This is a genomic window from Pseudomonas sp. 43(2021), from assembly GCF_017490805.1.
Taxonomy (GTDB): Bacteria; Pseudomonadota; Gammaproteobacteria; order Pseudomonadales; family Pseudomonadaceae; genus Aquipseudomonas.
This window is the reverse complement of sequence record NZ_JAFGYJ010000022.1, coordinates 29,635-53,145: the sequence shown is the minus strand read 5'-3', so window position 1 is coordinate 53,145 and position 23,511 is coordinate 29,635. Positions and strand designations below refer to the sequence as shown.

Annotated in this window: 20 protein-coding genes; 14 read left to right on the top strand and 6 right to left on the bottom strand. The window is 62.6% G+C overall.

The genetic code is table 11. The annotated features are described in order from the left end of the window. Window positions 1–145: 145 nt before the first annotated feature. A complete protein-coding gene (gene csiR, locus J5M71_RS18960; RefSeq protein ID WP_063914834.1) occupies window positions 146–841 on the bottom strand; it encodes a DNA-binding transcriptional regulator CsiR in 696 nt (231 codons plus the stop codon). A gap of 197 nt (window positions 842–1,038) precedes the next feature. Between csiR and glaH the strand changes: the two genes are divergently transcribed. From glaH to hemB, 5 genes are all read left to right on the top strand, one after another. Further along, window positions 1,039–2,016 carry a glutarate dioxygenase GlaH gene (gene glaH / locus J5M71_RS18955; RefSeq protein WP_013972903.1) on the top strand — a complete coding sequence of 326 codons (978 nt, stop codon included), beginning with the start codon at window positions 1,039–1,041 and terminating at the stop codon, window positions 2,014–2,016. A gap of 114 nt (window positions 2,017–2,130) precedes the next feature. Next, a complete protein-coding gene (lhgO, locus tag J5M71_RS18950) occupies window positions 2,131–3,381 on the top strand; it encodes an L-2-hydroxyglutarate oxidase (RefSeq protein WP_207834993.1) in 1,251 nt (416 codons plus the stop codon). Window positions 3,382–3,532: 151 nt separating this feature from the next. Continuing rightward, a complete protein-coding gene (gene gabP / locus J5M71_RS18945; protein ID WP_063914831.1) occupies window positions 3,533–4,924 on the top strand; it encodes a GABA permease in 1,392 nt (463 codons plus the stop codon). A gap of 87 nt (window positions 4,925–5,011) precedes the next feature. Then, window positions 5,012–5,905, top strand: coding sequence for a PA4780 family RIO1-like protein kinase (locus tag J5M71_RS18940; RefSeq protein ID WP_063914830.1), 894 nt, complete (start codon window positions 5,012–5,014; stop codon window positions 5,903–5,905). 207 nt (window positions 5,906–6,112) lie between these two features. Further along, window positions 6,113–7,087, top strand: coding sequence for a porphobilinogen synthase (gene hemB, locus J5M71_RS18935; protein WP_013972900.1), 975 nt, complete (start codon window positions 6,113–6,115; stop codon window positions 7,085–7,087). A 52-nt stretch (window positions 7,088–7,139) separates the two neighbouring features. Here the strand turns inward: hemB and J5M71_RS18930 are convergent, their stop codons facing one another. The 3 genes from J5M71_RS18930 to J5M71_RS18920 all read right to left on the bottom strand — a co-directional run bounded on the left by J5M71_RS18930 (window position 7,140) and on the right by J5M71_RS18920 (window position 9,550). Then, the gene (locus J5M71_RS18930; protein WP_207834991.1) at window positions 7,140–7,841 is read right to left on the bottom strand and encodes a YoaK family protein; all 702 of its coding nucleotides are present in this window, start codon (window positions 7,839–7,841) and stop codon (window positions 7,140–7,142) included. 9 nt (window positions 7,842–7,850) lie between these two features. Then, window positions 7,851–8,480 carry a riboflavin synthase subunit alpha gene (locus tag J5M71_RS18925; protein ID WP_207834989.1) on the bottom strand — a complete coding sequence of 210 codons (630 nt, stop codon included), beginning with the start codon at window positions 8,478–8,480 and terminating at the stop codon, window positions 7,851–7,853. Window positions 8,481–8,632: 152 nt separating this feature from the next. Next, a complete protein-coding gene (locus J5M71_RS18920) occupies window positions 8,633–9,550 on the bottom strand; it encodes a LysR family transcriptional regulator (RefSeq protein WP_063914826.1) in 918 nt (305 codons plus the stop codon). Between the two features lie 120 nt (window positions 9,551–9,670). Here J5M71_RS18920 and J5M71_RS18915 point away from each other — a divergent pair, with 120 nt between their 5' ends. The 9 genes from J5M71_RS18915 to J5M71_RS18875 all read left to right on the top strand — a co-directional run bounded on the left by J5M71_RS18915 (window position 9,671) and on the right by J5M71_RS18875 (window position 20,793). Continuing rightward, window positions 9,671–10,429 carry a 5-oxoprolinase subunit PxpA gene (locus tag J5M71_RS18915; RefSeq protein WP_207834987.1) on the top strand — a complete coding sequence of 253 codons (759 nt, stop codon included), beginning with the start codon at window positions 9,671–9,673 and terminating at the stop codon, window positions 10,427–10,429. 58 nt (window positions 10,430–10,487) lie between these two features. Further along, window positions 10,488–11,375, top strand: coding sequence for an allophanate hydrolase subunit 1 (locus J5M71_RS18910; protein ID WP_207834985.1), 888 nt, complete (start codon window positions 10,488–10,490; stop codon window positions 11,373–11,375). After that, entirely contained in the window at window positions 11,372–12,343 is a 972-nt protein-coding gene (locus tag J5M71_RS18905) for a biotin-dependent carboxyltransferase family protein (RefSeq protein ID WP_207834976.1), read from the top strand. The genes J5M71_RS18910 and J5M71_RS18905 overlap by 4 nt, the downstream gene beginning before the upstream one ends. Before the next feature lie 275 nt (window positions 12,344–12,618). Further along, entirely contained in the window at window positions 12,619–13,494 is an 876-nt protein-coding gene (gene icmH / locus J5M71_RS18900; RefSeq protein ID WP_207834974.1) for a type IVB secretion system protein IcmH/DotU, read from the top strand. Between the two features lie 14 nt (window positions 13,495–13,508). Beyond that, window positions 13,509–15,587, top strand: coding sequence for a type VI secretion system tip protein TssI/VgrG (tssI, locus tag J5M71_RS18895; RefSeq protein ID WP_207834971.1), 2,079 nt, complete (start codon window positions 13,509–13,511; stop codon window positions 15,585–15,587). Further along, a complete protein-coding gene (locus J5M71_RS18890; protein WP_207834963.1) occupies window positions 15,587–16,510 on the top strand; it encodes a hypothetical protein in 924 nt (307 codons plus the stop codon). Before tssI ends, J5M71_RS18890 begins: the two co-directional genes overlap by 1 nt. After that, window positions 16,507–19,734 carry a T6SS effector BTH_I2691 family protein gene (locus tag J5M71_RS18885; RefSeq protein ID WP_207834961.1) on the top strand — a complete coding sequence of 1,076 codons (3,228 nt, stop codon included), beginning with the start codon at window positions 16,507–16,509 and terminating at the stop codon, window positions 19,732–19,734. Before J5M71_RS18890 ends, J5M71_RS18885 begins: the two co-directional genes overlap by 4 nt. Further along, the gene (locus tag J5M71_RS29335; protein WP_233694178.1) at window positions 19,721–20,539 is read left to right on the top strand and encodes a DUF6708 domain-containing protein; all 819 of its coding nucleotides are present in this window, start codon (window positions 19,721–19,723) and stop codon (window positions 20,537–20,539) included. Before J5M71_RS18885 ends, J5M71_RS29335 begins: the two co-directional genes overlap by 14 nt. After that, window positions 20,536–20,793, top strand: a complete 258-nt coding sequence (locus tag J5M71_RS18875) for a PAAR domain-containing protein (protein ID WP_207834959.1) — start codon at window positions 20,536–20,538, stop codon at window positions 20,791–20,793. Before J5M71_RS29335 ends, J5M71_RS18875 begins: the two co-directional genes overlap by 4 nt. A 220-nt stretch (window positions 20,794–21,013) precedes the next feature. Here the strand turns inward: J5M71_RS18875 and J5M71_RS18870 are convergent, their stop codons facing one another. Next, on the bottom strand, window positions 21,014–21,955 hold the full coding sequence (locus tag J5M71_RS18870; protein ID WP_207834957.1) for an SdiA-regulated domain-containing protein: 942 nt from the start codon (window positions 21,953–21,955) through the stop codon (window positions 21,014–21,016). Next, entirely contained in the window at window positions 21,952–23,508 is a 1,557-nt protein-coding gene (locus tag J5M71_RS18865) for a glycosyltransferase family 39 protein (RefSeq protein WP_207834955.1), read from the bottom strand. Before J5M71_RS18865 ends, J5M71_RS18870 begins: the two co-directional genes overlap by 4 nt. Window positions 23,509–23,511 lie beyond the last annotated feature (3 nt).

Sequence of the window (23,511 nt, the reverse complement as noted above, 5' to 3'; positions counted from 1 at the left end):
CGATTTAAGAAAAATTCATCTAGCGTCTTTTGCCTGCACTGGCCTCTTGGCCGGTAAACCCGCTCCCACAGGTGCAGCGTCGCCCCCAAGAGCGGTGACATCCCTGTGGGAGCGGGTTTACCCGCGAAGCAGGCGCCGTGGTGTTTCAGCGTGCGCCAATCCCTTCGGCATGCATGATCTGCGCAATGATCGGCACCGGGGTCATCAGGTGCGAACGCATCATGGCACTGGCGCGCTTGGCGTCCCGGGCCAGAATCACTTCGACCAGTGCTGCATGCTCCTGGCGCTTGAGCTCCAGCGCCTGTTCGGAAAACACCGTCTGGGTCAGCCACAGGTGCCGGTAGCGCTCGGCCTGGTCGAACAGGTAGGTGCGCGCCTGCAGCAGGTGCTTGGAGCCGCAGCCCGAGGCAATGGCAGTGTGAAACGCCTTGTGCCGTTCGTCCCACACATCCAGGCGCTGCTCGCGGGTCTTCACTTCCACCACCTTGGCCAGGGTATGCGAGTGGGCCAGTACCGACGCCTCCCAGGCGTCGTCGCCACGCTCGATGGCCAGGGTGATGATCATCGCCTCCAGGTTGGCGCGGGCATCGTAGATGTCGTTCATCTCGTCCAGCGACATGGGCGCCACGCGGTAGCCCTTCTGGCTGATCGCGTTGACCAGGTGCTCGGCCACCAGCTGCGACAGCGCTTCGCGCAGCGGGCCCACGCCCAGGTCGTAGCGGTCCTTCAGGGTGCTCATCAACAGCTTTTCTCCGGGCTTGAACACGCCGCGGATGATGTCCTTCTTGAGCCTCTCATACCCGCTGAATGCTGAGTTTTGTCGGGGGGCGAGCGCTTCCAAGATCCTGTTCCTCAAACGGTTTTGTCGATCATACCGAAAGCGTTCGCTGGCGAAAAACAATGGACAAACAAACGTTTTGTCGTCGAACAACAAAAATGTAGACATTTTCAGTTTGTGGCGATATTTTTACCTCGCCCGCACTGATCCAGCTCATGCCCGGACGGCGCCACCCCACTTTTTTCTGCCAGGACACTGCCATGAACGCTTTTACGCAGATCGACGAACTTGTGATGCCACTGCCGCTCGAACCGCGTGGTTACACCATCGCCCCCTCGAAACAGTCGCCGCGCCTGCTTGAACTCACCTTTGCCCGCGAAACGGTCGAAGCGTTCGTCCAGGCCGTTGCCCAGTGGCCGGTGCAGGCGTTGGAGTACAAGTCGTTCCTGCGCTTCCGGGTTGGCGAGATCCTCGACGAGCTGTGCCAGGGCACCCTGCGGCCGGTGCTGCTCAATACCATCCTCAATCGCGCCAGCGGCGGCATGCTGATCACCCCGGTCGGCCTGGATGACGTGAGCCAGGCCGAGGACATGGTCAAGTTCACCACCGCCTGCGCACACCTGATCGGCCGCTCCAACTACGACGCCATGAGCGGCCAGTTCTATGCCCGCTTCGTGGTGGTCAACACCGACAACTCCGACAGCTACCTGCGTCAGCCGCACCGGGTCATGGAGTTGCACAACGATGGCACCTTCGTCAACCAGATCACCGACTACGTGCTGATGCTGAAGATCGACGAAAAGAACATGGAAGGCGGCAACTCGCTGCTGCTGCACCTGGACGACTGGGAGCAGTGCGACGAATTCTTCCGCCACCCGCTGGCCCGTCGGGAAATGCGCTGGACCGCACCACCGAGCAAGAAGGTGTCCGAGGATGTGTTCCACTCGGTGTTCGACACCGATGCCGAAGGCCGTCCGACCATGCGCTACATCGACCAGTTCGTGCAGCCGGAGAACTACGAGGAGGGCATCTGGCTGAACGCCTTGTCCGAATCGCTCGAAGGCAGCGAGAAGAAGCTGTCGGTACCGGTGGGCGTGGGAAGCTTCCTGCTGATCAACAATCTGTTCTGGCTGCATGGCCGCGACCGCTTTACGCCGCACGAAGGCCTGCGCCGCGAGCTGATGCGCCAGCGCGGCTACGTCGCCTTCCCCAAACCGCTGTACCAGCGCGGGCAATAATGACAGGGCGCGGGGCGGGCGCCCGCCCACGCGCCTTTGCACAAAACGATGCCACCATGACCCGTGCGGGCCATGGTGAGCCAGTCAGGCAATGCCTGCGTGTGAGGTAAGGCTGTGTACGATTTCATCATCATTGGCGGTGGCATTGTGGGCATGTCCACGGCCATGCACCTGATCAAGGTCTACCCGGACGCGAAGATTCTCCTGCTGGAGAAAGAGTCCGGCCCGGCCCGCCACCAGACCGGCCACAACAGCGGCGTGATCCACGCCGGCGTGTATTACACCCCCGGCAGCCTCAAGGCGCGCTTCTGCCTGGAAGGCAACAAGGCCACCAAGGCCTTCTGCACCCGGCACGGCATCCGCTTCGATGAGTGCGGCAAGCTGCTGGTGGCCACCAACGACCTGGAAATGCAGCGCATGAAAGCGCTGTGGGAGCGCACCGCGGCCAATGGCCTGGAGCGCTACTGGCTGTCGGCGGCCGAACTGCGCGAGCGCGAGCCCAATATCGTCGGCATGGGCGGCATATTCGTGCCCTCCAGCGGCATCGTCAATTACGCCGAAGTGACTGCGGCCATGGGCGCCGAGTTCCAGCGCGCCGGCGGCGAAATCCGTTACGGCGCCGAGGTGGTCGGCCTGCAGGAACTGGCCAGCGAAGTGATCGTGCGCACGCAGGGTGACGAATTGCGCAGCCGTTTCCTGGTGACCTGCTCGGGCCTGATGGCCGACCGGGTGGTGAGCATGCTGGGCTTGCGTACCGAGTTCGTCATCTGCCCGTTCCGCGGCGAGTACTACCTGCTGCCCAAACAGCACAACCAGATCGTCAACCACCTGATCTACCCGATTCCCGACCCGTCCATGCCGTTCCTGGGCGTGCACCTGACGCGCATGATCGACGGCACCGTCACCGTTGGCCCCAACGCCGTGCTGGCGATGAAGCGTGAGGGTTATCGCAAGAGCGACATCAGCCCCAGCGACCTGTTCCAGACCCTGACCACCCCCGGCATTCTCAAGGTGCTGGCGAAGAACTTCCGCCCGGGCCTGATCGAGATGAAGAACTCGCTGTTCAAGGGCGGCTACCTCAAGCAGGTACAGAAGTACTGCCCGAGCATCACCAAGGCCGATCTCACGCCTTACCCGGCCGGCGTGCGTGCCCAGGCCGTGTCGCGTGACGGCAAGCTGATCGACGACTTCCTGTTCGTCAACACTGCGCGCAGCGTCAATGTGTGCAACGCGCCGTCGCCGGCCGCCACCTCCGCCATCCCGATCGGTGCCTACATCGTCGACAAGGTCTGTGAGCAGGTTGCCCGCCAGGGCAGCGGGTTCCCCAAGGCCGACCTGGCGCCCCGGCAGCGGGCTGCCGGCTGACATAGCGGTAATACGTTCTGCGGTTTCGTTTTACTCAACCCGTACTGCCCTACTCACCATCTAGGGCAGGGCGGGCTTTTTCGCGCCTGCGTCGGTGACGTGCAAGCCGGCGGCCCCCGCGTGGGCATGACAAAAACAACAAGGTAGCGCCATGCAAACCCACAAGAACAATTTGAGTCATGGATTGAAATCACGGCATGTCACCATGCTGTCCATTGCCGGCGTGATCGGTGCCGGCCTGTTCGTCGGCTCCGGCCGTGCGATTGCCGAAGCAGGGCCCGCCACCATCCTGGCCTATATCCTGGCCGGCGCACTGGTGGTGCTGGTGATGCGCATGCTGGCCGAAATGGCCGTTGCCTCGCCGGACACCGGTTCGTTCTCTACCTATGCCGACCTCGCCATTGGCAAGTGGGCCGGCTACACCATCGGCTGGCTGTACTGGTGGTTCTGGGTACTGATCATCCCCATCGAGGCCAATATCGCCGCCACCATCATCAATTCCTGGGTCCCGCAGATGGAGATCTGGGTATTGTCGCTGGTGATTACCCTGTTGCTGACCGCCACCAACCTGTTCAGCGTGAAGAACTACGGTGAGTTCGAGTTCTGGCTGGCGTTGGTGAAGGTGGTGGCCATCGTCGGTTTCATCGCGCTGGGAGTGTGCGCCATCTTTGGCCTGCTGCCAGGCTCCGGTGTCAGCGGTGTGTCGCGCCTGTGGGATAGCGGCGGTTTCATGCCCAATGGTTTTGGTGCCGTGCTGAGCGCCATGCTGATTACCATGTTCTCGTTCCTCGGGGCCGAGGTGGTGACCATCGCCGCGGCCGAATCCGACGAAGCAGGCAAGCATATTTCCAAGGCCACCAACTCGGTGATCTGGCGGATCACCCTGTTCTACATCCTGTCGATCTTCATTGTCATCGCGCTGGTACCGTGGACCGACCCGCGCCTGGCCACCGAAGGCTCGTATGTCACGGTGCTGGACACCCTCGGGGTGCCGAATGCCAAGGCCATCATCGACTTCGTGGTGCTGACCTCGGTGACCAGCTGCCTCAACTCCTCGCTGTACACCGCCTCGCGCATGGTCTATTCGCTGAGCCGCCGCGGTGACGCCCCTGCCTGCGCCCAGGTGACCAGCCGCAGTGGCACGCCGGTGGTGGCGGTGCTGCTGTCTACCGGTGCGGCGTTCCTGGCGGTGATCGCCAATTACCTGGTGCCGGCCAAGGTGTTCGGCTTCCTCATGGCAAGCTCCGGCGCCATTGCCTTGCTGGTGTACCTGGTGATCGCCGTTTCCCAGCTGCGCCTGCGCCAGCGCCTGACCGCACAGGGCAAGACGTTGGGCTACCGCATGTGGCTGTTCCCGTGGCTGACCTGGGGCGTGATCCTGTTCATCAGCGGTGTGCTGGTGCTGATGCTGTTCCGTCCGGACCACCGCCTGGAAGTGGTATCGACCATGGTGCTGGCGGTGCTGGTGGTGTGTTCCGGGCTGCTGGTGACACGGCGTCGGGCGCGCGGGGTGGCGGTTGGCAGTGTAGGGCAGGGCGCCTGAGTCGTTCGCCCTGAAGACAGACGAGCAAGTCGCATCAGGCTGTGAGAGGATGTCCGCCAACACAGCCAGGACCCCGAACGCAGCCTGATGAAGACACCGAAAAGAATCGAACCCCTGATCGAAGACGGCCTGGTCGATGAAGTACTGCGGCCATTGATGAGTGGCAAGGAAGCCGCCGTGTATGTGGTGCGCTGCGGCAGCCAGGTACGCTGCGCCAAGGTCTATAAAGAAGCCAACAAGCGCAGTTTCCGCCAGGCCGCCGAGTACCAGGAGGGCCGCAAGGTGCGCAACAGCCGCCAGGCCCGGGCCATGGCCAAGGGCAGCAAATACGGCCGCAAGGAAGCCGAAGACGCCTGGCAGAATGCCGAAGTGGCGGCGCTGTTCCGCCTGGCCGGTGCCGGCGTGAGGGTGCCCAAGCCCTATGACTTCCAGGACGGCGTGCTGTTGATGGAGTTGGTGACCGATGCCGACGGTGACGCGGCCCCTCGCCTGAACGACGTGCACCTCGACGCCGAGGATGCCCGGGCGTTCCATGCTTTCGTGATTCGCCAGATCGTACTGATGCTGTGTGCCGGACTGGTGCATGGCGACCTGTCGGAGTTCAACGTGCTGCTTGGCCCGGACGGGCCGGTGATCATCGACTTGCCGCAGGCTGTGGACGCAGCGGCCAACAACCATGCCTTCAGCATGCTGCAGCGCGATGTGGCCAACATGGCCCACTATTTCGGGCGCTTTGCGCCGGAGCTGAAAAGTACCCGGTATGCGCAGGAAATGTGGGCCTTGTACGAGGCGGGCGAACTGCGCCCGGACAGCCCGCTGACGGGGCTGTTCGAGGATGACGAGCAGGCGGCTGACGTGGCCGGGGTGATGCGCGAGATCGATGCGGCGCGGCTGGATGATGCGCGCCGGCGTGCCGCGCGGGTCGAGGCCGAGCATGGGGTGGCCAGGGCAGAGGAGCCTGCGCCGCCCTGGCTGCAGTAACAGGTTGCTTGCAGTGGCCTCTTCGCGGGTAAACCCGCTCCTGCAAGTGCAGCGCGAATTCTGTGGGAGCGGGTTTACCCGCGAAGAGGCCGGCCCAGGAAAAATGCAGCCATTGCCTTTGACGCAAGACAATATCTCGTCATCTGGCCTTTTCACTGGCGCGAGACAGGCATAAGGTATACGCCGTTCAAATTCCCTGGAGCTGTCATGTCCAACCAATTCCCGTCCGTTCGTCCACGCCGCCTGCGCCAGAACGAGTCCCTGCGCACGATCTTCCAGGAAACCGAGTTCCGCCTTGAAGACCTGATCCTGCCGATCTTCGTCGAAGAGGGCATCGATGACTTCGTGCCGATCACCAGCATGCCGGGCGTCAACCGCATCCCCGAGAAGCTGCTGGCCCAGGAAATCGAGCGCTATGCCCGCGCCGGTATCAAGTCGGTAATGACCTTTGGCGTTTCGCACAACCTGGACGCCGTTGGCAGCGACACCTGGAACGAAAACGGCCTGGTCGCGCGCATGTCGCGCATCTGCAAGGACACCGTGCCGGAAATGGTGGTGATGTCCGACACCTGCTTCTGCGAATACACCAGCCACGGCCACTGCGGTGTGTTGCACGACCATGGCGTGGACAACGACGCCACCCTGGCCAACCTGGGCAAGCAGGCAGTCATCGCCGCCGCTGCCGGTGCCGACTTCATTGCCCCGTCGGCGGCGATGGACGGCCAGGTCCAGGCCATTCGCAGCGCGCTGGATGGTGCCGGTTTCCACGATACCGCGATCATGGCCTATTCCACCAAGTTTGCCTCGTCGCTGTATGGCCCGTTCCGTGAAGCCGGTGGTACCGCGCTGAAGGGCGACCGCAAGAGCTACCAGATGAACCCGATGAACCGCCGCGAAGCCGTGCGTGAGTCGCTGCTCGACGAGCAGGAAGGGGCGGATGTGCTGATGGTCAAGCCGGCCGGTGCCTACCTCGACGTGATCGCCGATATCCGCGCAGCATCGCGCCTGCCGCTGGCGGCCTATCAGGTGAGCGGCGAGTACGCGATGATCAAGTTCGGCGGCCTGGCTGGCGCCATCGATGAAGGCCGGGTGGTGCGTGAAAGCATTGGCGCGATCAAGCGTGCCGGTGCCGACCTGATCCTCACCTACTTCGCCATGGACCTGGCCCGCGAAGGCATCTGATTTCAGTGCGCGCCGCTTTCGCGGCGCATCGCCAACCAGCTTCCACAGGTGATCAGCGCGGCATGTAACCGCGCTGCCAGGCGCCCGGGATGAACCGCGACACCATGGCCAGTACGCAGGCCAGTGCGCAGCTGCCGGTCAGTGCCAGCAGGCCCAGGTGTTGTTGCAGCCAGGCACCCAGCGCGGCACCCAGCAGCATGCCGGCCCAAGGCACCAGTTGCACCCGCCAGCCATTGCGCCGCTCGCCCAGCAGCCAGCGCCCCAGGCCACGACCGAAGCGCGACAGGGCACCGGTGACGTAGGTCAGGCCGATAGGCAGGCCATTCACCTGTTCGACCACGGCATTGATCATGCCCATGGCCAGTGTGGCTGCGAGCAACGCCGGAAAAGTGACCGCCAAGGGCCATGCCGCCGCGAAGGCCAGCAGGGCGGCGACCACCAGCAGCACCGGCCAGGCCCGACGGCGGAAGCCGCGCGCCAGCAGCACGCCCAGGGCGTTGCCAGCGACGAAGCCCAACACCGCAGCACTCAGGCGCAGCACCAGGGCCAGGTCCGCCTCGCTGATGGCGACGGCCAGGCGCGTGGTATTGCCACTCATGAACGATACGAAGTCGCCCAGGGCCAGCAGGCCAATGGCATCGGTCATGCCGGCCAGCACCGACAGGCCGGCGACCAGGCCAAGGCCGACACGACCACGCAGAATTTGCAGGCGCAGCCGTTTGGCTGTGCGTGCGGGGAGGGCGGTAGGCAGCATGGGCGGGTCTCAGGGCAGCAGTTTTTCGCGGGCCAGGGTGCCTTTGATGGTGCGCTCCACCACATCGACCAGGACCATGGTCTGGTGGTCCACTTCGATATTGAGCAGCTCGCCGGCCTTGTAGCTGGCGAAGGTAGTCTGGCGCAGGGTTTCCGGGATCAGGTTGATGGTGATCACGTTGTCCTCGACATCGGCGACGGTCAGGCTGCAGCCGTTTACCCCGATGAAACCGCGCGGGAACACGTACTTGCCCCATTGCGGTGGCATGCGGAACTTGATGAAGGCACCGGTTTCCTTGATCGACAGCTCGACGATTTCGGCGGTGGTGGCGATGTGGCCGGCCATCAGGTGGCCACCGACTTCGGCGTTCATCTTCGCCGAGCGTTCAATGTTGACGCCCTGGCCGGCCTTGAAGTTGCGCAGGTTGGTGCGCTCGAGGGTGGCGGTCATGGCGTCGAACCTGACCTGGGTGCCGTCGATTTCGGTGACCGACAGGCAGGTGCCCTCGACACTGACGCTGGCGCCGATCTTCAGCTCGTCGAGCAGTTCCGGGGTGAGGTCGATGGTGAACTGGTTGTGGCCCGGGTAGGTGGTCACATCAAGCAGAGGGCGGACGGCCTGGACGATGCCGGTGTACATGGAGTTGCTCCTGGGCACAGTAAAGAAAACTCCCGAACGCTATGCCCGTGGAGCGGTAAAAGCAAGCCGGCCTTGGTCTGGATACTTGAAAGCCACGCGGCCCCTGTGGGAGCGGGCATGCCCGCGAAGAGGCCGGGCCGGCAAAAAACTGGTCAGCGCCGTGCCGACAACTGCTGCGGCGCCAGAAATGCATCATGGAAGTAATTGCGCACGGCCTGCATCGCCGGGCTGAACGCCCGTTCCCGGTGCCAGGCCAACCCCACGCTCATCGGCGTCACCGGGTCGCTGATGGTCACCGTCTCGATACGCTTGCCCTCCAGCGACCACGGGCGGTGCACCAGGTCCGACAGGATCGCCACACCGCTGCCATTGGCGACCATACTGCGCACGGCTTCCACCGAACTGGTCCGCACCCGCACTTTCGGCCGCTGCCCGGCCTGTTCCCAATAGCGCATGGCGCTTTGCTCGGCTTCATCCACGGTCAGCAGGATGAACGGCTCGCAAGCCACATCGGCCAGGCTTACCGCCGAGCGCTCGCACAGCGGATGGTGGCCGGGCAGCCACAGGCGGCGTTCGGAGTTGAACAGGGTTTCCGAGACGATGTCCGGGTGGGTGAGGTTGGCGGTGAGCACCACCGCCATGTCGAAACGCCCCTCCAGCAGGCCTTGCTCGATGGCGCTGCGCTCTTGTTCGTAAAGTTCCAGGGTCACGTCCGGGTGCCAGTGTTCCAGGCGTTGCAGGTGATGCGGCAGGAAGTAGCCGATCACCGTATAGCTTGCTGCCAGGCGCAGCAGGCCGCTGGCGCGCACATCCGGCAGCGGGCTGTTAAGCGCATCGTCCACGCTGCGCAGGATCACGTAGGCGCGGTTCAGGAAGTGCCGACCGGCCTCGGTCAGGCTCATGCCCTGGGCCGAGCGCTGGAACAGCATCACGCCGAGCATCGCCTCCAGCTCCTTGATCGCCGTGGTCACGGCAGACTGGGAAATGTTCAGGTGGATCGCCGCCTGGGAAATCTGGCCGATCTCGGCGGTGGCGACGAAGTAGCGGACCTGGCGCAGGGTCAGTGACACGGTAGGCTCCCTGGGTATCTGATTTTCCGAAGACACCCCATCTGTTTATAAATCTTCCCAAGGGGGTGCGGAGAATCTAACGTGGCTTGCATGCAGTCACAAGCGCCAGGAGAGACAGTCATGCAGGTGGTGGATTTCAACTCGGACATGGGGGAGGGCTTTGGCCCGTGGACCATTGGCGACGGCGTCGACAACGAGCTGATGGGCTACATCAGCTCGGCCAACATCGCCACCGGCTTCCATGCCGGTGACCCCGGCACCATGCGCCGCACCGTCCAGCGGGCCAAGGCCCTAGGCGTTGCTGTGGGGGCGCACCCTGGGTTCCGCGACCTGGTCGGCTTCGGCCGCCGGCACATCAATGCCCCGGCCCAGGAACTAGTCGACGACATGCTCTACCAGCTCGGCGCACTGCGTGAAATTGCCCGCGCCCAAGGCGTGCGCCTGCAGCACATCAAACCGCACGGTGCGCTTTACATGCATCTGGCACGTGACGAAGAAGCCGCGCGGCTGCTGGTGGAAAACCTGCGGGTGATCGAGCCGGAGCTGCTGCTGTACTGCATGCCGGGTTCGGTGATCTGCCGCATTGCCCAGGCACTGGGCCAGCCGGTGATTCGCGAGTTCTACGCCGACCGCGAGTACGACCTGAGCGGGTCGATCGTGTTTACCCGCAATGTGCGGGGCTACGAGCCCAGGGCCGTTGCTGAGCGGGTGTTGCGGGCTTGCCAGCAAGGCGTGGTGCGCACGGTCGAGGGGCAGGACCTGGCCATCGCGTTCGATTCCATCTGCCTCCACAGTGATACCCCAGGTGCGCTCGACCTGGTGGAGGCCACGCGCAAGGCGCTGGACGCTGCCGGTATCGTGGTACGCGCGCCACGCTGAGCCTGTGCAGTTTGCTTTCGCCTGCCTTTCTATAAAGACTCCAAGAAAAGGAACAGTCATGGCCGAACCGCTTGCTACAACCCCGATCCGCTACAGCTTTGGCGCCGACGAGCACCTGTTTGCCGAAGTCAGCGAGAGCATGTCGCTGGAGGCTTTTTTCAAGGGCATGGCCGTCACCCGTGCGGTGGAACGGCTGGCCCTGGATGGCGTGCTGGATGTGTGCCTGGCCAACGCCTCGTTCCAGATCCGCTACGACCCGGACCGTATCGCCCCGCAGGCGCTGCTGGCAGCGGTGCGCGGTGCTGAAGCGCAGGCGGTGGCCGAGCGCTCGTTGCAGACGCGGATCATCGAGATTCCGGTGCTGTACAACGACCCCTGGACCCATGAAACGCTGATGCGTTTTCGTGACCGCCACCAGGACCCGGGCAGCACCGACCTGGAGTACGCCGCGCGGGTCAACGGCCTGGCCGATGTCGAGGCATTCATTGCCGCACACAGCGGCGCACCGTGGTTCGTGTCGATGGTGGGCTTCGTCGCTGGCCTGCCGTTCATGTTCCAGATGGTCGAGCGCGAGCGGCAACTGCAGGTGCCCAAGTACCTGCGCCCGCGTACGGACACCCCCAAACTTACCCTCGGCCATGGCGGCTGCTTCGGGTGCATCTATTCCGTGCGCGGGGCCGGCGGCTACCAGATGTTCGGCGTGACCCCGGCGCCGATCTACGACCCGCAGCAGACACTGAACTACCTGAAGGAGCATATGGTGTTCTTCCGCCCGGGAGACATCGTGCAGTTCAAGCCCATCGATCGCCGTACCTACGACCAGGCGGTGGCGGATGTGGAAGAAGGCCGTTTCGACCTGCGCATTCGCCCGGTGGAATTCTCCCTGGACGCGTTCCTCGCCGACCCGGTCGGCTATCCACGGACCCTGCAAGAGGTGCTGGCATGATCAAGGTACTCAAACCCGGCCTGGCTACCTCGGTGCAGGACCTGGGCCGCGAAGGCTACTACCACCTGGGCATCCCGCCGTCCGGCGCGCTCGATCAGTACGCCCTGAGGGCGGCCAACCACCTGGTGGGCAACCCGGCCGGCGCCGCGGGCCTGGAGTGCGCGCTGGTGGGGCCGGAGCTGGAGTTTCAGCAGGATGCACTGGTGGCGGTGTGTGGTGCGCAGATGCCAGCCTTGCTCGATGGCCGCGAGCAACGCCCGGACACCGCATTTGCCGTGCGTGCCGGGCAGGTGTTGCGTTTCGGCTTTCCTACCGCAGGCGCCCGGGCGTATCTGGCGGTGGCCGGTGGTATCGATGTACCCGAGGTGCTCGGCAGCCGCTCAACCTATGCGCTGGGTGCATTGGGTGGCTTCCATGGGCGCAAGCTGATGGCGGGCGACCTGTTGCCGGTCGGCGTAGCCAGCGGCAAGACCCGCGCTGGTGCAAGCCTGCCGATGGCCTTGCGCCAGGCCCTGGGTGGCGAGGTGGTGCTGCGGGTGGTGCCGGGGCTGTATTTTCACCGCCTGACCAAGGCTGCGGCGCAGAGCTTTTTCACCGAGGCCTGGACGGTCGGTTCCGAGGCAGACCGTATTGGCTATCGCTACAAGGGCGGCAGTGCCTTGAGCTTTCAGCCGCGGGAGCAGCCGTTCGGGGCCGGCTCGGACCCCTCGAACATCGTCGACAGCTGCTACCCGATCGGTTCGATCCAGGTACCGGCGGGGCTGGAGCCGATCATCCTGCACCGTGATGCGGTGTCGGGTGGCGGCTACGCCATGATCGGCACGGTGATCAGCGCCGACCTGGACCTGATCGGGCAGATGCAGCCCAACCAGCAGGCGCGGTTCCTGGCGGTGAGCCTGGAGGATGCGCTGGAAGCACGGCGCTCGTACAAGAAGAAGCTGGGTTTTCTGGCCAGGTTGTTTGGCTGATTGAACGGTTGCGGCGCTGCACCGCCCACACGACGGCTGGCGCAGTCGTTGCAGGAGCGGCCTTGCGTCGCGAAAGGGCCGCAAAGCGGCCCCAGAATTCCGGCATCACGGCGACAATAGCTGGGACTCGGGGTAACCGATCAACTGCTGAGGCGTCCAGAAAAGGAGAAAAGGAGAAAATTCCTACAACGTTTTGGGACGCCCCAAGCTCCTCGAAGAATTGATTCCCCGATAGTGTTCATGTCTTCAGTCTACTGGAAGACAAGGACCTCTTCATGCCCGGCCCATCTGCTGTTCCTCCTGGAAAATTCCAGTCAGCCAACACTGCCCATGACGTAACTGAAAACAGCCTGCATGCCATGCTCGATGTCCCGGAGGGCACCGATTCACCCTATCCGCCCGGTCAGGGCAGGCGCGCAGGTCATGAGGGTTATCCGGCCGACCCGGACTTCCAGCTACGCGGCGGCTTCGCCAACCTGATGCTTGACGCGGCAAACCCGCTGTTCGGCCTGGTCATGCGCCTGCGCACGCTGGATGACTTGCCCAACATCGAATACGTGCACAAGACCCTGCAGACCCAGGTCAGCGCCATCCGCGAGGAAATACAGCAGCACGGTTATTCCACTGCGCATCTCGAAGTCTATTCCTATGCCTTGTGCCTGTATCTGGACGAGGCCGTGATGAGCCGACCCTGGGGCAACAATTCGTGCTGGAGCCAAGAACCACTGCTCAGCATCTTCCATGACGAAACTCACGGTGGCGAGAAGATCTTCCTGTTGCTGGAGCGGATGATGCAGTCGCCCGAGGAATTCCAGGATGTGCTGGAGTTCCTGTACTTCTGCTTTTGCCTGGGCCTGAAGGGCAAGTACGCCCTAGACCCAAAGTGCGATGAAATCATCAACGCCCTGATTTCGCGGATGCACAGGGTCATTCGTGAACTGCGCGGCCCCGCGCCGGAATTCCCGGGCGACGATCCCTATACCAACGTCGTCCATCGCCCACACCGCATGCGGCGCTGGGAATGGCCCTGGTGGAGCCCGTTGGTGATCTCTGCTATCGCCATGGTCTGCGCCTACTGCTACTACAGCTACCGCCTGAGCTTGATCACCGCCGAGGTTCTGGAATCGCTCAACGGCATTTTGCAGCAGTAGCAGGGGGAATCCACATGCCTAGCCAATCCGCTTTGCGTTTTACCTTCCAGCCGCTGGCTGGCCAGCATGAGTTCGAAGTGGTTTCGTTCGAATTCGACGAAGCCATCAGCACACCGTTCCAGTTGAAGCTGGAGTTGATCAGTTTCGAAGACGATGTCGACTTCGGCCAGTTGCTCGACAAGCCGGTGCTGTTCACGATCTGGCGCGGTGAGCGCCCCCTGCGCTATGTGCACGGCCTGGTCAGCAGCTTCAGCCAGGGTGAGACGGGGTTCTATCGCACCCGTTACCGCGCCTTGGTCGAGCCCGTGCTGGCCCGTGCCGGCTTGCGTTCGAACTGGCGCATCTTCCAGCAGAAAACCGTGCCGCAGATTCTCGAATTGATGCTCAAGCGCCAGGGCATTGCCCGTTTCGAAATCAAGAGTATGGGCGAGCATCAGGTGCGCGAGTTCTGCGTACAGGCCGGTGAAACGGACCTCGACTTCATCGCCCGCTTGGCTGGTGAAGAGGGTTTCGTCTATCGCTTCGAGCACACGCCGAAACACCACCAACTGGTCATCACTGACCGACTGTTGGCGCTGGGGCAGATCAGCCGGAGCGCGATCAAGGCCGACGACGAGGATGATGTCTTCTTCGATGAAGGCGACATCGGCCCCGACCAGGTGCTGTACCGCGCCAACAGCGGTGGCGACCAGGCCAGGCCTTGCCTGCGCCGCCTGCGTTACAGCGAACAGGTGCGCACCGCACGCCAGGTGCAGCGGGACTACACCTTCACCAATCCGCAGTACCGGCAGGAACACCGCGCAGGTGACAGTGGCATCACCCATCAGTCCCGGGACTATGAGCGCTTCGATTACCCCGGCCGCTACAAGCGCGATGCGGTCGGTGTACCCTTCACCGCCACCCGTCTAACGGCCCTGCGCCATGACGCCCATATTGCCGAAGTCGAGGGTGACGATGTCCGCCTGCAACCGGGGCTGAGCTTCACCCTCATCGAACATCCGCGCAAAGACCTCAACGCACATTGGCGTGTGATGCGTATACATCACGAGGGCAGCCAATTCACCAGCTTGCAAGAAGAAGCTGCCGGAGCCGAACAAGGAACGCGCTACTCGCAGGAAGCCGTGCTGGTACCCGGCCGGATCGAATGGCGTCCGGCGCCGTTGCCCAAGCCACGCATCGACGGCCCACACATGGCCACCGTCGTCGGGCCGCCCGGGGAAGAGATCTACTGCGACGAGTGGGGCCGGGTCAAGGTCAGCTTCCCCTGGGATCGGGAGAGCGAGAACAACGAATTCAGCTCCTGCTGGGTGCGCGTGTCGCAAGGCTGGGCCGGCGGCAGCTGGGGCTCGATGGCCATTCCGCGCATCGGCCAGGACGTGATCATCCAGTACGTCAACGCCGACCCCGACCAGCCGATGATCACCGGGCGTACCTACTGCGGCAACCAGTTGCCGCCGTACGACCTGCCCGAACACAAGACTCGCATGACCATCAAGAGCCAGACCCACAAGGGCGATGGCTTCAACGAGCTGCGCTTCGAGGACGAACTGGGCAAGGAAGAAGTGTTCATCCATGCCCAGCGGGACCAGAACAATGTAGTCGGTAATGATGAGACCACGCGTGTCGGGCGTAATCGTGTCGAGCAGGTCGGCAATGATGAGCACTTGAATATCGGCAATGACTTCCGCCAGGAAACCGGGCGTGACCATACCCAGCTCATCGGGCAAACCTGCAGCGTAGACATCAAGCATGACCTGATCGAGAAGGTAGGCAACGACCGTAGCGAATCAACGGGGGCCAATCACCAGGTCTTTGTCGGAAAGGACGCCGAGCTTGTCGTCAAAGGTGTGCAAAAGGTCACCGTCGGGCAGGGCATGGAGCAACGTACGACGACCTATCAGGTGCGCGCCAGTGAGCGCATCGAGTTCAGAACCGTGGGCGGTAGCATTGTACTGGATGAGCAGGGCATCACCATCAATGGGCTGAAACTCGACCTGCTGGGGCCAACCAGCGCGGCTACGTCAGGGGCTGGAAATAGCCAGTCACTCATGCTTACCCCTGACGCCAGCAACAAGTGCGAGGCCAAGGTCTGATGGACACTGATGACTTGGTCAGGCTCATCGAAAGCCACCATCGGGCGCACTTGTACTGCCATGTGCTGATAGACCCGCTTGCGACTGCTCACGATGGCGACCACGCCTTGCTTGCCCCGCTGCGCAATGCCCTGGGTGAGCAGGCATTGGCCCGTGTGTACCGGGCCGACCTGGCCCATGCCCCCCAACTGCATCCCGTACTGGTCTGCCTGGCTTCGCCCGGCACTGTCCCCAGTCGCCGTTTGCTGGAACTGACCGCCCGGGCAGCGCAGAGGGCGTTGTTTCAGCAACGGCGTTACCTGTGTGGCTGGCTGTTCAGTGAGGCACCTTCGGCCGCTGTCGCGTCCCATCTCACGGCCTTGTGTCGGCTGCCCGATTCCAATCGGGAATTTGGCTGCTACCCGGTCTACGAACCCGTCCGTCTGGAGTTGCTGGCGGCGACGTTCGAGCGGCTTGAACAAGGCCCATGGTGGCCGATCAGTGATTGGTTGTTCCTGAGTAGCGGTGGGAGGTTGGCAAGCCTGAAAGGGCAGAGCGGGCAGCGACACCCTTTGCCGCCCCCTGCGCGGCGAATTCAGGATGACGTGGGGCTGATCGAACGTGTGCTGGCTACCTGGAGAGTGTTGCGGGCGGGTTCGCAGCATATCAATCAGTGTCAGATTCCACCGTTTGCTGCGGTGCGTGCTTCGAACCATGTCGATGATGCACGCAGGTTGGGCCTGAGCGAGATGGAGGACATCGTGGCCTTCGCTCTCCATCACCTGTGCATTCACCCTAGGCTGCATACCGTACCTGTGGTGGGCGAAATGATCGACGCAGCTGCCAGAGGTCAGGCGCCTCTTGCCGCATTGCTCGCCCGCTACTCCGAGGCGCAATGGCGCCAACTGATCGAATGCCTGCCGAAACCCGAGAGTCGTTTATGACCATCAGCCAACGTATTGCCCTCGCGATCGCCGAAGCCGGGCTGCCACACGACCAGTGCATGTCCTGCGAGCGGCAGGGCCTGCCGATCTTGCCGCTGCGTCGCGCCCTGGTGCCGGATACCCGCCCCGGGTGTGTCTCCACCGTGGCGGATAACCGGCATATCTCGACCAAGATCGGCTTGCGCACTTTGCGCAGGGGCTACCTGTATGTCCTGCTCTACCAGCAGGTCTGGCACGCCTATGCCGTCAGCGAGCAAGGTCATCTGCGCCGCTTTAATCCTTATGAGCCGCCAGACGGCCCGCCTTCGCCGCTGCCCGAAAAATGCGTGAACGCAGATCACGACATTCCTTCGGCCTTTCTCAACATCGATACCAGCAGGTACGCCAGCGCCTGGCTGGCCTTCTCCAGCGATCCTTGGCCGGTGAGCGTGCTGAACGCCTACAAGAGCGGCGCGTCGCCTGCGCATCGCTTCGAGGGCCTGGACCTGATTCAGGCACGCAGCAATCCCGAACTCCTAGGCATCGCCATGACGCCCGATAAGCTTGGGGTCGACCAGCAGGTGTTCGAGTATGCCCAGCATGGCTGTGCCCCCTTCGACAGTGCGCATGGCTTCCACAGCCGCTGGTTGCGCCGGTTCGCCCTGCGTGGGTATCTGGTCAATGCGATCAACCGGCACAAGCTGGAAAACGGCGTGCTGGCGGTGGTGCTCGACGACACCGTCGGGCTGATTCAGGAGTACAACCATCAGCGCCTGAACTGGGTACTGAAGCGTCAGGCCTGGCGTGAAGAACCGATGCGGGCCTATCAACTGCAGACCTCGCAGATCCTGCAGATCATTCGTGCCACGCACAGGGAATGGGCGGCGCAGAAGGTGCCGTCGCTGGAACCGATGACGGGCGATGGGCCGCCGGTGTTCACCGACCCGGCAGTCGAGCGGCAGCTATTGGTCGAGCGTGCGCAGCAGGAGAGTGACGAGCGGCTTGAAGAGCGCTACCACGAACCGCAGCGGGCCGCGTTCCAGGCTGAATATGAGCAGCAGGAGCGCGAGTTTCAGCGTTACATCGACAAGGATGCAAAGGCGTACGCTGCCTTGTTCGATACGCCCATGTTCAAGGTGGCCGAGGCGTACGACTACGACGGTAACGATCGTGAGTCCGGGGTGGCCTATGCCAAGACCATGGCCCTGTGCCTGGGTGGCGGCGTTACGGAAGCTGTCGTCCTCCGCCTTGAACCGCATGTTCCCGCATCCGGCACCAGCGAACTGCTCTGGTTGAAATGGCTGCAGGATCCGGACAGCCCGCCCTACCGCGCCTTGCTGATGCGCGACCAGTCATTGCTGGCCGGGCTGCTGCCCAGTTTCTCCGCCACAGAAGCGATCAACTGGAACGACAGCGACAAGCTCTACGGCATGCTGAGCAAGATCATCGCCAGCGATGACGCCGGCCTGCGCATGCGCAACACCCTCAAGCAGGCCATTGCTGAAACGCAGGGTGCGCTCAATGCGGCCAGTCAGCGGCTGGCGCCATGTCTGTCGCCTGGCATTCAGAAGGCTGTGCGGCATCTGAACAGCGCCACGCAGTTTCTCTACAACGGCGTCCACCTGATCGAGCTGGAAGTGAAGATGAAGCTGGGCGAGTACTACGCCTTGCAAAGTGCCCACCTCCGGGAGTTGCAGCACAAGGCCAATGCGTCGATCGCCGAGGCGCGGGACCGGATGCGCCGCAATATCGATGACTTCGAGTTTGGCTCGATGAAGGCCATGCGCAAGGTGCGGCCGATTATCCAGCACGGCTTGATGAGCCTGGCCGTGCTCGATCCACGGCTCACCAATACGATGATCAGTGTGACGGTGTGGGTCGAAGGCAAGGCTGAGGAGGTGCATGGGCGGTTGTTCAAGGAAGTCAGCATGGGCGTGACCCAGGCGAGCAGCGCAGCGCAGCTTGCCCTGGTGGATATCTCGGTGGCGGCGGGGACGCTGGAAACCGATGCGCGCAGGTTGTTGCAGGGGATGAAGATCACGACGCAGCAGGCAGCCCGATTGGTTAGAACCGGTTTTTCCGGGTTGCGCGGGATTGCTGGCAGCTGGGAGGTTCTGCTGGCGATAGGCGGGTTGTATTTGCAACAGGACAGCCTGGGCAGGAATCAGGAAAAGGCGGAAACGGAGATTGGGCCCAAGGCGTATGAGGCCAAGTTGGCGTTGCAAGGATCGTACTTGGGAGTGTTGGGAGGGCATATCGAACTGGTTGGGCTCATGTTGCGGGCAAGTGCCTATAAGGGTATGCCATGGGCCAAAGGTGCTACTGCCACAGGCGAGACCTTGATAAAAATCGGTGCTGTAGTAGGCGCTGTCGTCGGGTTTGTTGAGGCAGCACAGGCAGTTTCTGCTGCTAAACGTGTATCGGCAGCAGGAGATGGTGCAGCAGCGATACGATACTGGTTGGCTGCAGGTTTTTACGGGGCCAGCGCCATTGCCGTCGCTGGAACAGCATTAAGCTCCACTGTATTGGGACCCGTAGGCCTCGCTGTAGTGCTGGCGTTGACTGCCTATACGCTTAGCAAAAGCGCTGAAGAGAATGAGTCATCCGCTCTGGAACGGTGGGCCCGACGGTGCTGTTTTGGAAAGGCAGATGAGACGCCAGTCATTCACTGGAGAAGCCCGGAATACGCAGACATCGCATTTGCGGAGCTCAACGCCGCCACGCTAGGTGTACAGGCAGAATTCCACTTCGAATCGAATCTGGTAAGTGACCCGGCCACTCCAAGGATCGGAGGGTTGACCGGTCTTGAACGGAAACAAAAAATAAAATTCAAGATAATCCTACCTCAGTACAAAGACGGAATGTCGGCATATCGGTGGTGCCTGACAGTCCATCGTCTAGGTGATGGCCAGTTCCCGGACTACACGGGAGGAGAGACGCTGGTTGTGGATGAGTTTCATGCACGTCGCTCAACTGGCTTTTCCAAGTCGGCCAGCTTCCCTGGCTTTTCTCCACCTAGGCTGCCCGACTATAAAGGCGACTTTAATATTGATAAAAAGTACTCTTCTTTTTCGGAGGGTAATGACCGGTCCCAATTGGCTATCTCAGGCCTTATAGAACTCATGCCGACAATTGGAGCGCACTCCATTGTCGCAGCAACATTGCTGGTAATGTACTGGCCGGACCGAGAAATTGAAAGTGCGTATATTGAGGTATGTAACCGGAGGGCAAATGACGACGCATGAGCCAAGAGTGTTAATGAGACGTGCGCCAGCCTGGCGCTACGATCTACCGAGCGCCCACGAAGCACCCACATCTCTCTTGAATTTGAATGATATCAATCCGCCACCAAACCATGCTGATGATGTATACATGGAGTTGCCTCGATCTACAGTCCGTCTACGAGGTGTATTGGCCTTGCTTGGCATTCCGACGCTGCTGTTCTTGTTTTTTGTAACTGTACAAGTGTATTGGGGTCTCATTGATTACAGTCAGGCCTTCGATTGGATTATGAAGCTAATCTTGATACTCGGGCCTCTAATCTGCATATGGGTCGTCTTTTCATTTGTCCGGCTAGACTTGGCACTTCCACGAGACGAACCAATACGTTTTAATCGCTTGCGTCGAAAGATCTATGTTTATCAATTCAGATGCAACTACCTCTTCCTGTTCAGCCGCAAACACTGGGGCGTCAAACCTGTCGCCTACAATTGGGACGACGTAACCGCCGAAGTCTACCGAGTCTACGCCCCCGGCTACGGTGGGCTGATCGAAAACGTCATGCTGTCGGTTCGCAACCCGGACACCGACGAAGTCATCGACCGCGTGTTATTCACCCACGACCTCTACCACGGAGAAGCCTACTGGGCTATCGCCCGGCTATTCATGCAGCAAGGCCCCGAAGCCCTGCCGAAATTCGTGCACCCACCCCGTGACTGGAACGATGACGATGGCCTCAGCCACATGCACTGCCTGGCGCCGAAGGTTGATTGGCCTCAGGAAATGGACCGTGAATCGCGTACTGGGCCATCAGAAGGAGAAGCTCAATGAACCCTGTCGTACTTGTAGGTCATCGACATGTCTGCCCGTTACATGGCATCAACCAGGTAGAAAGCGGCAGTGCCACGTACACCTTCAATGGCAGGGCGGTTGCCAGGGTGGGTGATCGGACCACGTGCGGCGCCGTGATCGAGAGTGGAGCGGAGCATTTCCTGATCGAAGGCGCGGCTGTGGCGCGTAAAGGTGACCGGACGGATCACGGTGGTGTGCTGGAGGAGGGCGATGCCGGGTGGATGTTGGATTGATGAAAACAGCGCAGGCTCTGTATCTTGTGCAAAATCTGGCAGCTTGCCCAGATCCCTGTGGGATCGGCCGCGAACACTGGCGTAGCCGGTGCCATGCACCGCGTGGAATTCCTCGCGGGTGAACCCGCTCCCACAAGGTGGGTGGCTTGTCGACAATGGGCCGCAAGGCGGCCCCAGTTCGCTTGACTGACAGGCATCAAGCTCAAGGCTTGCTGAACCGTTAGAACAAATTCGGCTCGCTGACCACGTACAGGTTGCCGGCATTGTCCATGGTGATGCCCTCGGGCTGCGGTGCATCGCGGCCCAGTCCACCGATAGCGGCGCGCAGCGAGCGAATGCTGACGAAGCGGCCATCGCTGTCGAGTTCGCTGATGTTCTTCGCCTGGTCGCTGAGCAGCAGCAGGTGGCCCGTGCGCGCGTCGTAGTAGCCGTCAGACAGGTCGGTGGCGAAAACACTGCGCTTGACCCAGTGACGCCGGTCATTGACGGTGAGGTGCAAGGGCCCGCCATTCAAGGCATCGACCAGGCCGGTTACCTCGAACAGCTGCCGTGGGGCACGTTCCTTGATGGCGTACAGGCGGTCGTGCTGGCGGTCGTAGGTCACGCCCTCGAAGCCCTTGTTGCTGTGGGTCGGGTTGATGCCGAGGGTGATCCACTGGGCCTGGCTGGCGTCGATTGGCTGCGGGTGGTCGGGCAGGGGTATCACGCTTAGCCGTTGCAGCTGCTCGTCACTGATGGCCAGGCGACCCTTGCCTAGGTAGGCGAGCCCCTCGGCGTCCTCGAAGCCCACCAGCGGGTAGCGGGCCTGGATGTCGCCGCTCTTGCTCAGCTCCAGCAGCTCCATGGGGTAGCTATTGGTGATGGCCAGCAAGCGGTCTTGGTCATCGTCGTAGGTGATCCCGGACAGGTTGCCCAGGCCTTGTTCCACCACCTTGGCGTCGATCGCCAGCTGGTAGGCCGGTAGCCAGATGTTCTGGCCGGGTGCGGTGTCGCCGCTCCAGCGGTTGCTCAGGTGGGCGTAGAGCTGCTGGGGCCAGAACGAGCGGGCGGCCTCGATACCGAGCACACCCATGGCCAGCAGCGTCACGGCGGCTACCTGGCGCCAGCGGTTTACCCGCTGCCACCAACGCCGGCGCTGGGCCGGCAGGGTCTGGCTGGTCATTTCCCGGGGTGCTCCGCGGCGGTTTGCAGGTTGCCGGGCGTGTGCGCCCAGGCGAAGTGGTAGACGTGACTTGGGGCTGTGGCCTGGCACTGGCCATTATCGGCATCGGCGCCGACCACATACCACTCGGCGCGCGAGGTCTCGCCCAGCCTGCGTGCCTTGTCGGCAGCGAAGCAGCGGCCCAGTTCCGAAGCCGGGATCAGGGCAAAGGCCGTGGGATTGTGGCGCAGCCAGTAGGCGGCCGCATCTGCCTTGGACTGGCCGGTGAAGCCGAAGTGCACGATGGGTTGCCGGGAAAACAGCCAATGCCCCTCGCGCCAGTCGACCAGCACCAAGTCGGCGCCGCCGGTGGCCCGTGCGGCTTCACTCATCAAGGTCTCATGCGGGTTGCGGCCTTCCTTCAGCGGCTCGACGAAGCCGCGCGCGAACCACAGCGCGAACCATGCCAGGGCCACGGCAGTGAACGCCCTGCGCCAAGCCGGTCGGCGCTGCAGCCAGCGCTTGAGCAGCCACGGCAGCAGTGGCGCGATGGCCAGCACCAGGCCCGGCAGCGCCGGGAAGATGTACAGCTTGCGCTTGCCGCTGCTGAGGCTGAAAAACAACAGCACCAGCGCCACCCAGCCAAGCAGCAACAGGAAGCGCCCGTCGCGTTTTTGCAGCTGCCGGCGCCAGGCCGGCACCAGCCAGGGCAGGGCCAGCACCAGTGGCAGCCAGTATTTGGGGATGACCATGACGAAGAAGTACCAGAACGGTTCGCGATGGTCCCAGGCATTGGCATAACGGCTGGCGGTCTGGCGCAGCAGGATTTCCTTCAGGTAGGCCAGCTCCGCCGCGCCACCGCCATGGGCGATCGATATCAGCAGTGGCAGCAGCCACACCGCGCAACCGGCCAGCAACCACAGCAGCCCCAGGCTCCAGCGCCAACCCTGGCCGGGCATGGCCACCACCCCGTGCCAGCGCTGGCGCACCGCCCAGGCATAGGGCAGCAGCATCAGCGCCGGCACAAAGCCCACGCCCTTGCTGATGATGCCCAGGCCCATGGCCGCGCAGGCCAGGTAGAACCAGCCCCAGGCCGGCCCCAGCAGCAGATGGCGAACCATGCCGTAGAAACCCAGCGCAACCCACAGGCACAGAAAGCTGTCGATCTGCCCGGTGCGCAGGATGCTGTAGCTCTGGTAGGTGGCCAGGAACAGCAAGGCGGCAATCACGCCGATGCGCCGGTGCCACAGGCGTTGCCCCAGGTCATGCAGCACCCAGGTGATGGTCGCCGCCGACAGCAGCCCCGGCAGGTACAGGGCAACCTTGGGCGAGCCGGTCAGGTGGCTGAACAGGGCCACGGTCCACATGAACAGCGGCGGCTTGTCGCCGTAGATTTCCGCCGCCCGGTGCGGAATGAACCAGTTGCCGCTCTGCAGCATTTCCAGGGCGACGCCGAGAAAGCGCTCTTCATCCACATTCATCGGCTGGCGCCAGCCGATGCCCGCGCCTACCAGCAACACCGCGAGGGCAATCAGGGCCAGGCGTTCGGCCCTGAGCGTCTTGAACCTTGGCAAGGG